Origin of the sequence: Nocardioides sp. (genome assembly GCF_047607365.1) — a bacterium.
Lineage (GTDB): Bacteria > Actinomycetota > Actinomycetes > Propionibacteriales > Nocardioidaceae > Nocardioides.
In genome coordinates, this window is the sequence record NZ_JASGDD010000207.1 from 22,480 (window position 1) to 38,305 (window position 15,826).

Below are 15,826 nucleotides of genomic sequence, written 5' to 3' on the forward strand. Positions count from 1 at the left end.
ATGACGATGCTCTTCGTGCTCGGCTTCCTGCTGGTCGGCGTGGCGATCGCGCTGCTCGCGATGGCGCTGCGTCCGGTCGAGGAGGCGAGCTCGATCAACAAGTCGCTCGCCGTCCTCCGCGCCATGACCGACGCGCCCAAGGAGCTCACCAAGGAGCTCGACAAGCCGTTCGCCGACCGTGTCCTCAGCCCGTTGCGGAGCCGGGCGCTCGCGCTCGGCCGCCGGATCACCGGCGCCGACGCGACCGATCGCATCCGAGCCAAGCTCGACCTCGCGGGCAACCCGGCCGGCTGGAACGTCGACCGCGTCATGGCCGGCAAGGTGCTCGGGGCCGGCGTGGGGTTCGTGGTGGGACTGCTGATCGGCCTCCTGATCGCCGACTCGCTGACCTACCGGCTGCTCTTCGTCGTCGGAGGCTTCCTCCTCGGATTCTTCACGCCGAACCTCTACCTCTACCAGGTGGCCTACGACCGGACGCAGCGCCTGCAGCGGGAGCTCCCCGACGCCCTGGACCTCATGACGATCAGCGTGGAGTCCGGTCTCGGCTTCGACGCGGCCGTGCAGCAGGTGGCGACCAACACCGTCGGCCCGCTCGCCGACGAGTTCGGCCGCATGCTCCGCGAGATGCAGCTCGGCATGGGCCGCAGCGAGGCGCTCCGCTCGCTGGGCGACCGCACCAATCTCGACGACATCCGCTCCTTCGTCTCCGCCATGGTCCAGGCCGACGCCTTCGGCATCCCGGTGGCCCAGGTCCTGCGCGTCCAGTCCGGCGAGATGCGGACGAAGCGGCGCCAGCGCGCCGAGGAGCGAGCGCAGCAGGTGCCGGTCAAGATCACCATCCCGCTGATCTTCTGCATCCTGCCCGCCCTGTTCGTCGCCATCATGGGGCCGGCGGTGATCCACATGATGGACAGTTTCTTGTAGCGTCGGGGCGGTGCTCCTCTCGCTCTCCGACCGGCTCCCCTTCAGGGTCGCCCTCGTCGTACGCGCGGTGGTCCTCCTGGCCCTCGGCGCGCCGGTCCTCTGGGCACGCGACGTCTCCGGGATGTTCGCCCTCGTCACCCTCTCGGTGGTGTGGCTGCTCACCACCGCGCTCGAGTTCCGCGGCCGCCTTCCCCTCGGCGGCGTCACGCTCGGCGAGGCCCTCCTCGTCGCCGCGATCTGCGGCGTCTGCGCCGGGACGGCCCCGATCATCCTGGCCGCCGTCTCCGTCCCGCCCTTCACGGCCTCGCTCTACCGCGGTCCCGTCGGCGTCGCCCGGGTGCTGAGCTGCGAGATCGTCGTGCTCGTGACGACGGCGTACCTCGTCCAGAGCGAGTTCACCGCCGAGCAGGTCTACTCCGGGTTCAGCTGCCTGGTGCTCGGGCTGGGCCTCGGGCTGGTGGGATGCTTCATCTACGGCGCGCTGCAGGAGCGTCGGTCCGCGCTGACGCCCTACCACTACGCGCAGGGCCTGCTGCGCCAGCTCATCGACATCGCCGACGGGCTGGAGAGCGGCCTCAATCCGGTCACGCTCGGCGGACAGCTGCTCTGGGACGCGCGGGAGAAGCTGCCCGGCTCGGCGATCGCGCTCTACGTCCCGCGCGGCGACGGGCTCACTCCACTGGTGGCCAAGAGCCTGGCCGACGGCGACCTCGACGCGCTCGAGGGGCTCGCTCGACGCGCCTTCGCGCTCCAGCGCGCCATCCGGCAGGCGCCGGGCGTGGCCATCCCGCTGGAGGCCGGCAGCGGCATCACCGCGATCCTCGCCGTCCAGCTGCCCTCGCGGCTCGAGGCGGGCAGCCTCGCCTCCGACGAGCGGATCGCGGCGCTGGTCGAGGACCTGCGCCCGGCGGTGGTCCACCTCGACACCGCGCTGCTGTTCGGTACGTTCCGCGAGCACGCGAGCGCGGAGGAGCGTCGTCGTCTCGCGCGGGAGATGCACGACGGCGTGGCCCAGGACATCGCCTCCCTCGGCTATCTCGTCGACGCCATCGCCGGCGACGCGGCCGTGCCCCGTCAACAGGAGCGGATCGTGGTCCTGCGGGAGCGGATCTCCGCGATCGTCGCGGAGGTCCGCCGGTCGCTGGTCAACCTGCGCACCGACATCGGGGAGAGCGAGAGCCTGGGAGCGGCGATCGCCACCTTGGCGCGCAGCCTCTCCAACGCGTCGGGCGTGGCGATCAACGTGAGCGCCGACGAGACCACCGAGCGCCTGCGCCCCGAGGTCGAGGCCGAGCTCTTCCGGATCGTCCAGGAGTCGATCAGCAACGCGCTCAAGCACGCGCAGGCCACGGAGGTGGACGTGCACTGCCAGGTTCGCGCGCCGTCCGCCACGATCACGGTGACCGACGACGGCCGCGGCATGGGGACGACGCGCGAGGACTCCCACGGGCTCGAGATCATGCGCGAGCGGGCGGCGCTCGTCGACGCCGTCCTGGAGATCGGCGAGGCGCCGAGCGGCGGGGTGCGTGTGTCGGTGACGATCCAGGAGGACAATGTCCAGAGCCGGCCGGCCGAGGTGACGGTGATCGGCGCGCCGTTCGACAGCGAGACGAGAGTGGAAGCATGAACCCCGAGGAAGCCACCAGCGCGTCGATCAGGGTCCTCCTGGTCGACGACCACGAGCTCATCCGCGACGGCCTGGCCGGCGTGCTCGACCTCGAGCCCGACATGGCCGTCGTCGGCCAGGCGGGCAGCGTGGCCGAGGCGATGACGTCGTACGCCGCGCTGCGGCCGGACGTCGTCGTGACCGACCTGCAGCTGCCCGACGGCACCGGGCTCGACATCGTGCGCTCGATCCGCCGAGCCGACGAGCGGGCGGGCCTGGTGGTGCTCACGATGCACTCGGGCGACGACCAGATCTTCGCCGCGATGGAGGCCGGCGCCTCCGGGTTCGTCGGGAAGGACGCGCCCTCGGGCGAGGTCGTCCGAGCGGCACGGCACTCGTCGGTGTCGCCGCGCTCCTTCGTCTGTGCGGGCCTCGCGCAGGCGATGATGCGCCGCGCCTCGGCCGAGTCCACCCGGCTCACCGACCGCGAGCACGAGGTCCTCCTGCTGCTCGCGGACGGCCTGGGCGCCAAGGAGATCGGCGACAAGCTCTACCTGAGCGAGTCCACCGCCAAGTCGCACATCGCGAGGATCTACCAGAAGCTGGGCGCCGCCAACCGCGCGCAGGCACTCGTCACCGCCATGCGGATCGGCCTCCTGTCCAGCGTCCAGCGACCGTGACCCTCGCCGGGACCGCATAGCCCGAAATGACTACTCGGCTCGGATCGCTCTGCCGATCCGGCGCCTGTGACGCACGCGACAGGATGACCGTCGTGGGGCATGGGGCTCCGCGTCACACGGAGCTCAGGCTCTCGGACTAACACCATCCTCAGGAGAAACCACCATGATCGACTACCTCCGCATCCTCCTCAGCGCCCACCTCGCCAAGTCGGAGGAGCGCGGCGCGTCCGCCGTCGAGTACGGCCTGCTCATCGCCGGCATCGCCGTGGTGATCGTCGCCGCCGTCTTCTTCCTCGGCGGCAAGATCAGCGGCCTGTTCAACGACACCGCCACCAGCATCTGACACCACCACCTGGCCGACACGGCGCCTGTTCAGGACTGGTTCGCCAGCCCTGACAGGCGCCGCTGCCATTTCCGGGTGAGCGTGCCGACGCCGTACCCGATGTCGGCGCGCATGGCCTTCCCGAGAGCCGCGCCGGCGCCGACGTCGTCGTAGAACCGGACCAGCGCCCCCTCGCCCGCGTCGTCGGCCAGCTGCACGACGGCCAGCCAGGCCGCCTCGTACTCGGCGCCGAACCGGTCCGAGGAGGCGTCGAAGTCGTCCTCGTCCGGGAGGTGCCCGGGCACTCCGTCCTTCCGTACGACGGCAGCGATCTGGCCCGCGCTCGTGCTCAGGGGGACGTCCACGTCGCGCAGCGCGACGTAGTCGGCGAATCCCTCCGTGAGCCAGATGGGCCGCGACCGGGTCAGGACCGCCCCGGTGGCCGCGTGCGTGGCCTCGTGGCTCAGCACGATCTGGGCGCTGGAGGCGACCAGCCCGGACATCACCTCCGGGTTGACGAAGACGTGGACCGGGCTGTCGGCGCGTGAGGAGCCGTCCACCGAGGCCGTGACCGCGGCGATGTTGGCGTAGGTGCCGTCGTCGGCCGCGAGGGTGGCGTCGAGCGCGGCCGACGAGGCGGGCACCTCGACCACGAGCGGTCCGTTCCAGTCGGGGATCACCCGCCGCACCACGCGCACGGCCTCAGCGGCCCAGCCCGCGTAGGCGGCGTGATCGATCCCCGAGCCGGTCGCGACGAGCGTGGTCGCGGTCCGGGTGACCGTCAGCGGGCCGGCCAGCCACAGCGGCACCCGTCCGGGCCCCGTGACGCCCGTGACGCTCACGTGGTCGCCGTCCTCGCCCGACGTCCGCAGGCCGACCGTGAGGTCGACCGTCGCCGGGCTCGGGTCGGCGCCGGCGTACTGCCAGGTGACGGACGCGCTGGCGGTCCAGGTGCCGTCGGTCTGCATCGCCCCGCTCTGGGCCACGACGTCGGAGTCGAGCGCGGTGATCCGGAGCGCGGCGAGGCCGGGGTCCGACGCCCGCTCCGCCAGCCAGTCGGCGAACGCCGCGTCGGCGAGGTCGACCCGGGCCTGGGGCAGCGTGGTCGTCCTCGGCTCGGCGACGTAGGCGCCCGGGCGGACGAGCAGTGCCACCGCGAGCGCGGCGAGCAGGCAGGCTCCGGCGATCCACCACCGGCGACGCGGCCGGAACATCGCTGCTCGCGGGCCGGGCCGGTCAGCCGGGCCGGACGGCGCCGGAGTACGGCATCGAGTGCAGCGCCGAGATCTTCACGCCCTCGCCCGGACGCGCGGCGTGCAGCACCAGGCCGCTGCCGATGTAGAGGCCCACGTGGCTGATCGGGCTGTAGTAGAAGACGAGGTCGCCGGGCTGGAGGTCGGCCTCGGCGACGTGGGGCCCAGAGCTGTACTGCGCGCGCGAGGAGTGCGGCAGCGAGACGCCCGCCGCCGCCCAGGCCATCATCGTGAGGCCGGAGCAGTCGAAGGCGTCGGGGCCGGCGGCACCCCAGACGTAGGCGTCGCCGAGCTGGGCCTGGGCGTAGGCGATCGCGGCCGCGGCTCGGCCCTCGGCCGGGACGGAGGTCGGCATCCGCATGTCGCCACGCGACAGGATCGCCTCGCGCTCCTCGGCCTGCAGCTTGCTCAGCAGCTCCTTGGCGTCGGCGAGCTTGGCCTCGATGTCCGCCTTGTCGGAGGCGAGCTTCTTCTTGGTGGTCGAGACCTGCTCGGCGCGGGCGGCGGTCGCCTCCCGGCGCAGATCGAGTGCCTCGGCCTGCGTGGCGTACTCGTCGTAGAGGCCGCTCTGGAGGTCCTGGAACGCCGACATCGTGTTCAGCTGCCCGAGGAAGGCCTGCGGGTCGTCGGAGAGCACCACCTCGCCCACGGCCGAGAGGTTCGAGCCCTCGAACTGGTGGAGCATCGACTCGCGGAGCTGGTCGCGCACCGCCGCGAGCGCGGTGTCCTGGCGCGCCTCGTCGGCGCGGAGGCCGACGAGCTCGGTCTGGAGCTTGTCGAGCCGGATCGTGGCCTCGTTGTAGTCCTCGGTGGCCTGCTCGGCCTCCTGATAGAGCTTGTCGACCTTGGCCTGGACGTCCTTGATGTCCGGCTCCGCGTCGGCAGGGGTCACCGAGGCGAGGCCCAGCGATCCGGCGAGCGTCAGACCCGCCACCGCCGCGACCGCGCGATGGCGAACCTTTGCGACAAGCACCCGGGCACCCTACCCAGCCATCCGGAGCCAGGCCAATCCGCCTTTCGGGTGGTTCGGGGTGATCCGGGTCATGCCGACTCGATCACCGGGCCGGGACGGGGGTCCACCATCCGCAGCGGCGGCACCAGTCCACCGGCGGCGAGGACGTCGAGCGCCCGGCGCTCGTTGTCGTCGAAGGCCAGCTCCGGAGGTGGACCCAGCAGCACCGTCACCACGCAGTCATCACACGCGAGCCCCCGCACCACGCAGGAGTCGCAGTCGATCCGTGTCGTCATGCGACGAGACTGGCAGCCGCCACCGACAGAACCGGGGCGACCGACTCCGGAGGCCGGTGGCATCAGCTCGGTTCGTCTGACATGGCCGCTCCTCTTGGGTAGTCTCCCGCCGGTGGACGACGAGGATCGCTACGAGGAGTCGACCGGCTGGATCGCGCGCTACCTCGCCATCGCGGCCGTCGCCCTGGTCATCGCCTTGGCGCTCCTCGTCAACCGGAACTTCTGGACGGACGAGGCGATGCTCTTCGTCGCCCTCAAGGACCAGGGCTGGGTCAGGCCCGGCGTCCCCCTCGCCCACTACGAGCAGGTGCTGCCGTACGGCGACTACGTCATCGACAAGCTCCTCGTGACCGCCTTCGGCCTCCATGAGCGGGTGCTGCGCACGCCCGAGTACCTGCTGCTGGTCGTGACCGCGTGGGTGACCTGGCGACACACGGCGAAGATCGCCGGCGCCGTCGCGGCCCTCGCGGCGGTGACCTTCCTGTGTGTGAACCCGACGCTCACGGAGCAGATGACGAGCTTCAAGCACTACGGCTACGAGGCCTTCGCCGCCGCCGTGGTCGCGGTCGTCGGCTACCGCGCGATGGACCGCGGCTGGCGCGGTGCCGCGGTGCTGACCGCGCTCACGGTGGCGCTCATCCCCTTCTCGAACACGGTCATCTTCGCCGGCCTGGCGGTGGCGGCGACCGGTGTGCTGCGAGAGCTCGTCGCGAGGCGAGGCGCATGGCTGCGGTCCTCGGTCCCTGCGCTCACGTCCGCCGCGATCATGGCCGCGGTCTTCGGCGCCTGGTACGCCACGGTCGCGCATCCGGCGCTGGCCATCAACCAGACCGTGCCCCTGTACGAGTCGCCCGGGCTCGGGCCGACTCTCCTGGCCTACATCGACCTGCTGGGAGTGAAGACCAGGACGGGGCTGATCGTGACCCTGGTGCTCCTCGGGTGGTTCGCGTACGCCGTGGCCTGGTCGTCTCGGCGGCTCGGTCGGTTCCCGCGGCATGCGGTCGTGGCCGCCACGGCGACGCTCGGACTGTTCATGGCCTCGGGGTTCGTCTCCTTCGACAAGGGCCGCCACCTCCTGTTCGTGCTCCCCCTCCTCGCGATGGCGCTGGGCGAGACGCTGGGCGCCCTGCTGTCCTTGTGGCGTGCCGGGGCACGTCCGCAGCGTCGTCTCGCATGGTCGCTCGGAGCCGTGGCCGCCCTGCTGGCGCCTCTGGGGGGCGCCGTCGTGGTGAACTCTCCGAGGCCCGTGCTGGCCCACGCGGTCGGCCACTGCTCCGGCGTCGTGGTCGTGCAGAACACCGACGCGATGGCGAAGATCTACGCGCCCACCATCAGCGGGATGCCACCACTCGTCGATCTCACGGACGACACGTCGCGCTCGGGTGCCGCCAGCTCGGTGACGAGCGCCATCTTCGTCGACTACGACGGGTACGTCGCGTCCCTGGCCGATGACCTTCGCCAGCTCCGAGAGCCCTGTCTGTTCCTCTACGCCTTCGCGCAACTGCCTCGACCCACCAAGGCGACCGGAGACCCCGCAGACTGGGGCTACGACGTCCTGTTCGAGCGCATCGCGGCGATTCCCACCGAGCTCGTCAAGCACGGGATCGACTGCGCCGGCAAGAGCGAGCAGGACGGAGTGGCCCTGATGACCTGCCGGGTGGCGTCAGGGGACTCCTAGGCCACGCTCCGAGCCCACCGGAGGAACTGCTCGGTCGGCTCGAACCCGTCGAGCCACGGCAGCGTGGAGGCTGCGAGCGCGCCGTCCACCCCCGGTCCGAGGGCCGCCAGGGAGTCGGACCTGACCGGGAGGGGCAGGCGGAGGCGCTCGGCCGCCCGGGCGACGGCGGTCGCGCTCCGGATCGGCACCGGAAGGGCGAGCCCCGGACCGGCGCGCAGCCCATCGAGGAGCGTCGAGAGCATCACGGGCACGGGGTAGGCGGCCAACGCGACGCTCCCGGTCGCCTCGTCGGCGCCCGCCGCCTCGGCGACGAGCGCCCGGGCGAGCCGAGCGAGGGAGGTGTGGTACAGCGCCGGGTCGGGCCGGAGCCGTGGAGCGAGGACGGGGGCGCCCGCGAGGCGCAGCAAGGTCGCGACGATGCCCGAGGGCTCGGCGCCCCAGACCAGCCCGGCGCGCACGGACGCTCCGCCGACCCCCGCGACGCGCCGCTCGAGGAGCGACTTGTCCGCGCCGTACCGCGAGCCTTCGGCGAAGGCCGAGAAGGTGGACAGCAGGACCGGCCGTACGTCGGCGGCGGCGCAGGCGCGCACCAGCCGCTCCCCCGCCGGGACGTTCAGCTCGGCCTCGGACCACGACCAGGCGAGGTGGACGACGGCGTCGAGCCCGTCGACCGAGCCGGTGGCCTCAGGGGCCGCCAGGTCGTACCCGCGATCCGCGGAGGCGCCGCGTCCGAGACGCACCACCTCGTGCCCTCGGGCGACCGCCTCCGCCACGACGGCACGGCCGATCCCCGAGGTGAAGCCGGTGATGCCGATCGTCGTCATGCTTCCTGGCTCCACGTGCGGCCGATGCGGTGGGCGTTGGCCATCGCGGTCGGGGTGATGCTGCCGACCTCCAGCTCGGGGAGCACCGAGGCGTCGGCCAGCATCACCCGTCGCAGGCCGCTCGGCCGGCCCCAGGGGTCGGTCTGCCGGAGGTGCGGCATCGACGCCCCGCTGTGGTAGCCGGTCCCGGGTGGGCTGATCTCGGCGGCCAGGGTGGGGAGGAGATATCCCGCCCGCACGAGCGGCCGAGCCAGCTCCGACAGCCGGCGTCGCATCGCGCCTCGTGCCGCCCGTGTGCGCTCGGCACTGATCACGACCTCCGAGCCGCGTCTCACGACGAGCATCGGATCGGAGAGCGCCGGGTCGAGATAGGCGACCACCGGGTGCAGCCGGGCAGCGAGGGAGTCGACCAGGCTCCCCGAGCGCGCGAGCGCGGGGAGCCTCGCCACGAGCCGGTCGGCGTTGCCGGCGGTCGGAGGGTAGAACTGAGCCGCGAAGCCGCCGTCCGCCTGCGTCGCCCACCACTGCGAGAGTCCGTGCGCGGGTCGTGCGCTCACCCCCGTGCGTCGCAGCTGGATCGCGGCCGCGAACGCGGTGGCCGTGTCCCGCACGGCGATGCGATCGCGGATCCCGGACCGGACCAGGAGGCCTGCGGTGGCCAGTGACCCGGCAGCGACGAACGCCGCGCCGGTCTCGATCGTGGAGTCACGACCGCCTGCTCGGACGAGGAGCGCCACGCGGTCCCTCGACTCCCGGATCTCGGTGACCACGTGCCCGGACAGATGCCGCACGCGGCCCGATCGCGCCCAGCGACGGACCTGGTCTCCCGCATACCAGACGGAGTCGTGGGGGCAGCCGTCCAGGCACACGCCCGCGAAGCGACAGCGCTGGGCCGAACCGGATTCGGTGTCGATCGCGACCGTCGAGGGCGTCACCGACCACGCTTTCCCGGCGGAGCGCCGAAACCTCTCGAAGGCGGCCGCCGAGGCCGCGTCCCCGGCGAGTCCGCCGTCGCCGAAGGACGTCCGCGCGTGAGGAACCAGCTGCCGGATCGCCGCCAGGTCCGGCTCCTCGGGTCGCACGGCCCGGTCCCATCGGCCGATCCGGGAGAAGAAGGCGAACGTGCCGCCCCAGATCCGGCTCAGACCGCCGACGGCGTAGCTCTCGTGGGCGAGCACGCGAGGGTCTCTGAGGAGCAGCGAGGGCTCCGCGGGGTCCAGGGCGAAGTTCGAGCCGAACCAGGTCTTGCGGCCGGGGTCGTCGGCCCGGTGCGCCGCGGGAACCGCACTCGGGTCCGCGCCGTGGCGGAGGGCGTCCTGACGGTCGCGGGCGACCCGGTCGGCGGTCAGGCCTCCGTCGAGCAGGACCGGAGTGAGCCCGCGCGCGATCAGGGCAGCGGCCACGGCCACGCCGGTAGGTCCGGAGCCGACGATCACCGGACCGTCGACCCATGTCGTCACCGCAGGTTCCTGACCGTTCCAACCAAGAGCGAGAAGAAGAAGGAGATGCCTCCAGCGGCGAGGGCCAGCGACCCCGTGATCATACCGAGGGTGGCGCGACCGACGGGCTGCTCGCCGAATCCGGACTGCTCCCAGCTGAGGAACTGCGCGCCGACGACCACCACGCCGACGGCCAGCAGCGAGCATGACACCGCGAGCATGGCCTCGGTCGACCACACCCGCCGAGCCTGCCCGAGGACGATGTGCGCGAGGTGGGCCGACCACCCTCCGACCAGGGCGACGACGGCGAGCGCGGAGGCGAGGACTCCCGTCCGGTAGCTGAACTCGACCGAGCCCAGGTGGAGCGGACCGAGCAGCGCGAGCAGGACGGCCAACGACCCCGCGAGGGAGCTCGGCAGGGCGAAGGTCCACGCCGGCGCGTGAAGCAGGAGGAAGCGCAGATGGCGCCAGCCGTCACGCCATGACCGGAGATGCGGCGGGCGGGAGCGCAGGTCGGGAAGCAGCCGCACCGGCACCTCCTCGATGCTCAACCCGGCCTTGTGCGCCCGCACCAGCATCTCGCTGGCGAACTCCATCCCGTCGGACTCCAGGCCGAGCCGCTCGATCTCGAACCGATTGAAGGCACGCAGTCCGCAGTGGAAGTCCCGGACCGGCACGCCGAACAGCAACCGCCCCAGCCAGGAGAGGACGGGGTTCCCCAGATAGCGGTGCAGGGGAGGCATCGCACCCCGCTCGATGCCCCCGTCGAAGCGGTTGCCCATCACGACGTCCGCGCCGTCGCGCAGTCGGTCGAGCATCGGCAGGGCATCGGCGAACTGGTAGCTGCCGTCCGCGTCGCCCATGACGACCCACTCGCCGGCGGCCGCCTTGATCCCGCCTCGCAGCGCCGATCCGTACCCACGCTCCTCGATGTCGGCGACCCTCGCGCCACAGCGCCGGGCGATCTCCTGGGAGCCGTCGCTGGAGCCGTTGTCGGCGACGAGGACCTCGTAGGAGAGGTCCGACGAGGCACAGGCCGCACGGATCTCGCCGATGACGTGCTCCAGCGACTCCGCCTCGTCCAGGCAGGGGATCAGGAACGAGACGTCAACCACGTCCGGCTTCATCTGGAGCAGCATGCGCACCCCCGGGCTCGCTCGAGGTCACCTCCGTGGCGACGATGCGAGGCTAGGGCGGGCGTGGTCCGCACGGGCACCGTCGCCCGTACGGCGTCGACTGGCCCGAACGGACTATGGCCGATGTTCGGCCGGGGCGGGATAGCCTTCGACCGCTCAGTCTGGAGGCGAGATGACCACGAGGACCCCACCCACGGATCCGGGCGAGGCCGACGTGGAGCCGGGAGCCGACCTCGTGACCCGCCTGGTCCGGACGGTCGTCCCGCTGCTCATGGTCGTGGGGGTGGTGGCCAACCTGCTGCGCAACGCCTCGCTCCCCATCGCCAACGCCGACGTCTTCTTCCACCTCCGGTTCGGGGAGGAGTTCCTGAGCGGTGCCTGGCGTCCGTGGCATCCCGGACACATCAGCTCCTTCGAGCACAACCGCTGGGTGCCCACCCAGTGGTCGACCGAGATCGTGCTCGCCTGGCTGGAGCGGCACTTCGGACTGCCGGGCGTCGCCTGGCTCCAGGGCGTCCTCTTCGTGAGCCTCGCCCTGCTGGCGTACGTCGTCGCGCGACGTGAGACGAGCACCCTGGTGGCCGCGGTGATCATGGCCTTCACCATGCTCGCGCTCGGACCGAATCTCAGCATGCGTCCGCAGACGGTCTCGTTCGTCCTGCAGGCTCTGGTGGTCGTGGCGTGGCTCCGCGCGCGGCGGACGGGTCGCCCACCCTGGGCGCTGATCCCGGTCACCTGGGTGTGGGCGACGGTGCACGGCTTCTGGCCGGTCGGGGTCGCGACCGGCCTCGTGGCGGCCGTCGGCATCGCCGCCGACCGCAGTACGGGAGCCCGCGACGTCGCGCGCCGCCTGCTGCCGCTCGCGCTCGTCCCGGTCGCCCAGCTCGTCGCGGCCGGGCTCACGCCGGTCGGCCCGCGTCTGTACGCCGCCGCCCTCCTCGTCGGCTCGCGCGGGCACTACCTGCCCGAGTGGAGTCCGCCCGACTTCACGTCGTACGGCCCTGCGGCCCTGCTGGCGATCGTCGTGATCACCCTCGTCGCGGCCCTCAGGTGCGACCGGCTGAGCTGGTTCGAGGTGCTCATGCTGGTGGCGGTCCTCGGGCTGAGCGTCTACTCCCAGAGAACCGTCGCGCTCGCCATGGTCACGCTCGTCCCCTTCGCGGCGACGAGCCTGGAGAGGATGCTCCGCACCAGGGCCGCCGTCGGGAGGGCGGAGGTCGTGACGATCGCCGCCGCCGTGGCCGTCGGGCTGACCGTGTTCACGGCGGTGGTCCCCCATACCGCCGCTCGACCGCACCCGACTCCGGCGTGGGTGAGCAGCGAGCTGTCGGGACTTCCGCGCGGCACCCCGATCCTCGGCGACGTCGCCTTCGGCGGCTACGTCCTGTGGCGCTATCCGCAGCTCGACGTGGTCCCCCACGGCTACTTCGACGTCTACACCGACCGCGAGCTCGCCGCGATCGACGCGATGACCCGGATGGCGCCCGGATGGGACCGGACCGTCGTCGCCACCGGCGCGCGCGTCGCCTTCCTCGCCCCGGACTCGTCGCTGGCCTACGGCCTCGCCCACGAGAAGGGCTGGAGCGTCGTCCATCGCTCGGAGCACCTGGAGATGCTGCGCGCCCCGGCGGACTGGCCGAGCACCTGATCGCCGCCTCCTACGGGTACAGCACCCTCGCCTCGGTCACGACGAAGAAGAATCGCAGCCAGCAGAGCTGCCCGATCGTCCCCGCGACGACGATCCACCCGATCACGGACCACCGGGCGAGCCGCGATTGCGATGCGACCTCCGGCAACGGCCACCACGGCACGACGGCGACCATCGCGTAGCGGATGATGCTGCTCGTCATCCGGGCGGAGCCGAGGAGGAAGAGCACGTAGAGCAGGGCCCACGCGCGTAGATCCGATCCCCAGAGCTTCGCCTGCGGGCGCAGGACGACGAACAGCAGCAGGCCGCCCGCGACGACGACCAGCAGCACCGGCAGCACCCCGTCGAGGCCCACCAGGGCCGTGAGCCACGTCGACCAGCCGTGCGAGCCGTCCAGGATCCACGCGCGCTGGGTGAGCGGGTAGGCGTCGATCTCCCCGGTCACCGCGGCCGCCGCCAGCGGCCAGACGAGGAAGCTGGTCCCGACGACGAGCGCAGCCAGGAGGCATCGCACGCGCTCACGGGCCGGGAACGGCTCCCGGTGGCGACCCCGCCACCGCATGACGCCATGGAGGAGGATGAGCGCGGCCAGCGCCGGCACGATCGGGCGCGCCAGCGAGAGCAGGACCCCGACGACGGCGACGGCGCCGTAGCGGCGGCGGCGCAGCAGCCAGAGGGCACTCAGGATCAGGAACAGCGCCAGGCTCTCGGCGTACGCGGCCTGCAGCACCGGGGCGGCCGGATAGAAGCACAGGGCCAGCACGACGACGGCGGCCGTGTGCCGCCCGCCGGTCTCCCTGACGAGGTCGAAGAGCACCACCATGGCACCCGCGCCGAAGGCCAGGCTCACCAGCGACGCCGCCACGGGGAACGACAGCCCGAGCGCCTCCATGACCAGCCGGGCGAGCGCGGGGTAGAGCGGGTAGAACGCCCACGCGTTCTGTACGACGGCGCCCGACCCGTCACGAGGGAGCTCGCCCGGGTAGCCCTCGGACGCGATCTCCTGGTACCACTGGCCGTCCCAGTTCGTCAGCAGCGACCAGTAGCCCGGGTCGGCGGGCTTGTCGGCGTAGACGTAGGCCCCCATGCCGTCGTGGAAGGCCAGCTGCTGGTGGCCGAGGACGATCAGCAGCACAGCGTCCACGACCCGGCTGAGGCCGAAGACGCCCACCGGGATCCACCACCACGACCGCGACCTCCCCACGGGCTCATTCAAGACCACGTCCGGCATGCCTGAGGGGTTTTGTCGGCGACCGGGCTTAGCGTCGTGGACATGAGCAGCACCGTCGGCGCAGGCACTCCCGCCCCGGGCCGGTGGGAGTCGCAGCGCAGCTTCGACGAGCTCGGCCGGCCGCTGCGGGACCTGACGTTCTGCGTCGTCGACCTCGAGACCACCGGCGGATCGGCCGAGGGCGGGTCGATGATCACCGAGATCGGCGCCGTGAAGGTCCGCGGCGGAGAGGTCCTCGGCGAGTTCCAGACCCTGGTCAACCCGCGGACGACGATTCCCGCCTTCATCGCCGTCCTCACCGGCATCAGCAACCCGATGGTCGCCGACGCGCCACCGATCGAGTCCGCCCTGCCCGCGTTCCTCGAGTTCGCCGCCGGGTCGATCCTCGTCGCGCACAACGCGCCGTTCGACGTCGGCTTCCTCAAGCACTTCGCGGCCCGGCAGGAGCTGCGCTGGCCGGACTTCGAGGTGCTCGACACCGCCAAGCTCGCGCGCCGCGTCATCACCCGCGACGACGCGCCCAACTGCAAGCTGTCCTCGCTCGCGCAGCTCTTCCACGCGACCACCGCGCCCAACCACCGCGCGCTCTCCGACGCCCGCGCGACGGTCGACGTGCTCCACGGCCTGATGGAGCGCCTCGGCGGCCTGGGGGTCCACACCATCGAGGAGCTGCAGACCTTCTCGGGCAAGGTCTCCACGGCTCAGCGGCGCAAGCGCCACCTCGCCGAGGCGCTCCCCCACGCTCCTGGGGTCTACCTCTTCACCGACGCCGAGGGTCGCGTGCTGTACGTCGGCACCAGCCGCGACCTGCGCACGCGCGTGCGCACCTACTTCACCGCGTCCGAGACGCGGACGCGCATGGGCGAGATGGTCAACCTGGCCGAGCGGGTCGAGTCGGTGACCTGCGCGACCACGCTCGAGGCGCAGGTCCGCGAGCTGCGCCTGATCGCCCAGCACAAGCCCCGCTACAACCGCCGCTCGCGGTTCCCCGAGCGCGTGCACTACGTCAAGCTGACCGTGGAGCCGTGGCCCCGCCTGTCGCTGGTCAAGCGGGTCCTCGACGACGGCGCCGACTATCTCGGGCCGTTCGGCTCCCGGCGTACGGCGGAGCGGGTGCTGGAGGCGTTGCAGGAGGCGTTCCCGATCCGGCAGTGCTCGGAGCGCATGGGGCGCGAGCCGTCGCGCTCGGCCTGCGTGCTCGCCGAGATGGCGCGCTGCCTCTCCCCCTGCGACGGCACCGCGAGCGCGGAGGACTACGCGAGCGTCGTCGGCCGGGTGCGGGCGGCGATGCGGTTCGACGCCGACCCACTGGTCGATCATTTCGCCGCCCGGATGGTGACGCTGGCCGCCGAGGAGCGATTCGAGGAGGCCGGGCTCCAGCGCGACCGGCTGGCGACCTTCGTCCGCAGCGCCGCCAAGGGGCAGCGCCTGGCCGCGCTCACCGCGTGCCCGGAGCTCGTCGCCGCGCGCCGCGAGGAGGACGGCCGCTGGGTGGTCCACGTGGTCCGCCGGGGCCGGCTGGCGGCCGCCGGGGTCATCCCCCGCGGCGCCGACGCCCACGACTTCGTCCGTGAGCTCTGCGCCGGCGCGGAGACGGTGCTCGGCGGGCTCGGCCCCGCGCCGGCCGCCTCCGCCGAGGAGAGCGATCTCATCCTGCGATGGCTGGAGACGGACGGCGTCCGGCTGGTCGACGTCGACGGCGAGTGGACCTGCCCGGTGCGCGGCGCCGGCCGGCATCTCGCCGCCCACGACGCGGTCGAGGAGTCGCGGCGCACGCTCGTCCCCTTCGGCGACCGACGAGCGCTCCCGACCATGCACCAGCCGCTACGGTGAGCCT

14 protein-coding genes are annotated in these 15,826 nt (G+C 72.3%); 7 read left to right on the forward strand and 7 right to left on the reverse strand.

Going from position 1 to position 15,826, the window contains the following annotated elements:
- From QM572_RS16015 to QM572_RS16030, 4 genes are all read left to right on the forward strand, one after another.
- Complete coding sequence (locus QM572_RS16015; protein ID WP_415094889.1) at window positions 1-924, forward strand: type II secretion system F family protein; 924 nt, start codon at window positions 1-3, stop codon at window positions 922-924.
- A gap of 10 nt (window positions 925-934) precedes the next feature.
- A complete protein-coding gene (locus QM572_RS16020; RefSeq protein WP_415094891.1) occupies window positions 935-2,551 on the forward strand; it encodes a sensor histidine kinase in 1,617 nt (538 codons plus the stop codon).
- Window positions 2,548-3,210, forward strand: coding sequence for a response regulator (locus QM572_RS16025; RefSeq protein WP_415094893.1), 663 nt, complete (start codon window positions 2,548-2,550; stop codon window positions 3,208-3,210). Before QM572_RS16020 ends, QM572_RS16025 begins: the two co-directional genes overlap by 4 nt.
- Window positions 3,211-3,373: 163 nt before the next feature.
- Window positions 3,374-3,553 (forward strand): Flp family type IVb pilin, encoded by a 180-nt coding sequence (locus QM572_RS16030; protein WP_415094895.1) that lies wholly within the window; start codon window positions 3,374-3,376, stop codon window positions 3,551-3,553.
- 29 nt (window positions 3,554-3,582) lie between these two features.
- Here the strand turns inward: QM572_RS16030 and QM572_RS16035 are convergent, their stop codons facing one another.
- From QM572_RS16035 to QM572_RS16045, 3 genes are all read right to left on the reverse strand, one after another.
- Window positions 3,583-4,746, reverse strand: a complete 1,164-nt coding sequence (locus QM572_RS16035) for a hypothetical protein (protein WP_415094897.1) — start codon at window positions 4,744-4,746, stop codon at window positions 3,583-3,585.
- A gap of 22 nt (window positions 4,747-4,768) precedes the next feature.
- On the reverse strand, window positions 4,769-5,758 hold the full coding sequence (locus QM572_RS16040; protein ID WP_415094899.1) for an NlpC/P60 family protein: 990 nt from the start codon (window positions 5,756-5,758) through the stop codon (window positions 4,769-4,771).
- A 68-nt stretch (window positions 5,759-5,826) separates the two neighbouring features.
- Window positions 5,827-6,033 (reverse strand): hypothetical protein, encoded by a 207-nt coding sequence (locus QM572_RS16045; protein WP_415094901.1) that lies wholly within the window; start codon window positions 6,031-6,033, stop codon window positions 5,827-5,829.
- Between the two features lie 112 nt (window positions 6,034-6,145).
- Between QM572_RS16045 and QM572_RS16050 the strand changes: the two genes are divergently transcribed.
- Complete coding sequence (locus tag QM572_RS16050) at window positions 6,146-7,711, forward strand: hypothetical protein (RefSeq protein ID WP_415094903.1); 1,566 nt, start codon at window positions 6,146-6,148, stop codon at window positions 7,709-7,711.
- Here the strand turns inward: QM572_RS16050 and QM572_RS16055 are convergent.
- From QM572_RS16055 to QM572_RS16065, 3 genes are read right to left on the reverse strand one after another with little or no spacing between them, the layout of a single operon-like run.
- Window positions 7,708-8,535, reverse strand: coding sequence for an NAD-dependent epimerase/dehydratase family protein (locus QM572_RS16055; protein ID WP_415094905.1), 828 nt, complete (start codon window positions 8,533-8,535; stop codon window positions 7,708-7,710). The two genes, QM572_RS16050 and QM572_RS16055, sit on opposite strands and share 4 nt — an antisense overlap.
- The gene (locus QM572_RS16060) at window positions 8,532-9,995 is read right to left on the reverse strand and encodes a hypothetical protein (protein ID WP_415094907.1); all 1,464 of its coding nucleotides are present in this window, start codon (window positions 9,993-9,995) and stop codon (window positions 8,532-8,534) included. The genes QM572_RS16055 and QM572_RS16060 overlap by 4 nt, the downstream gene beginning before the upstream one ends.
- The gene (locus QM572_RS16065; RefSeq protein ID WP_415094909.1) at window positions 9,992-11,113 is read right to left on the reverse strand and encodes a glycosyltransferase family 2 protein; all 1,122 of its coding nucleotides are present in this window, start codon (window positions 11,111-11,113) and stop codon (window positions 9,992-9,994) included. Before QM572_RS16065 ends, QM572_RS16060 begins: the two co-directional genes overlap by 4 nt.
- Before the next feature lie 169 nt (window positions 11,114-11,282).
- Between QM572_RS16065 and QM572_RS16070 the strand changes: the two genes are divergently transcribed.
- Window positions 11,283-12,758 (forward strand): hypothetical protein, encoded by a 1,476-nt coding sequence (locus tag QM572_RS16070; RefSeq protein ID WP_415094911.1) that lies wholly within the window; start codon window positions 11,283-11,285, stop codon window positions 12,756-12,758.
- A gap of 10 nt (window positions 12,759-12,768) precedes the next feature.
- On the opposite strand, the gene QM572_RS16075 is transcribed toward QM572_RS16070, so the two are convergent.
- Complete coding sequence (locus tag QM572_RS16075) at window positions 12,769-13,962, reverse strand: hypothetical protein (protein WP_415094913.1); 1,194 nt, start codon at window positions 13,960-13,962, stop codon at window positions 12,769-12,771.
- Window positions 13,963-14,031: 69 nt separating this feature from the next.
- Here QM572_RS16075 and QM572_RS16080 point away from each other — a divergent pair, with 69 nt between their 5' ends.
- A complete protein-coding gene (locus QM572_RS16080) occupies window positions 14,032-15,822 on the forward strand; it encodes a DEDD exonuclease domain-containing protein (RefSeq protein ID WP_415094915.1) in 1,791 nt (596 codons plus the stop codon).
- The last annotated feature ends 4 nt before the right edge of the window (window positions 15,823-15,826 follow it).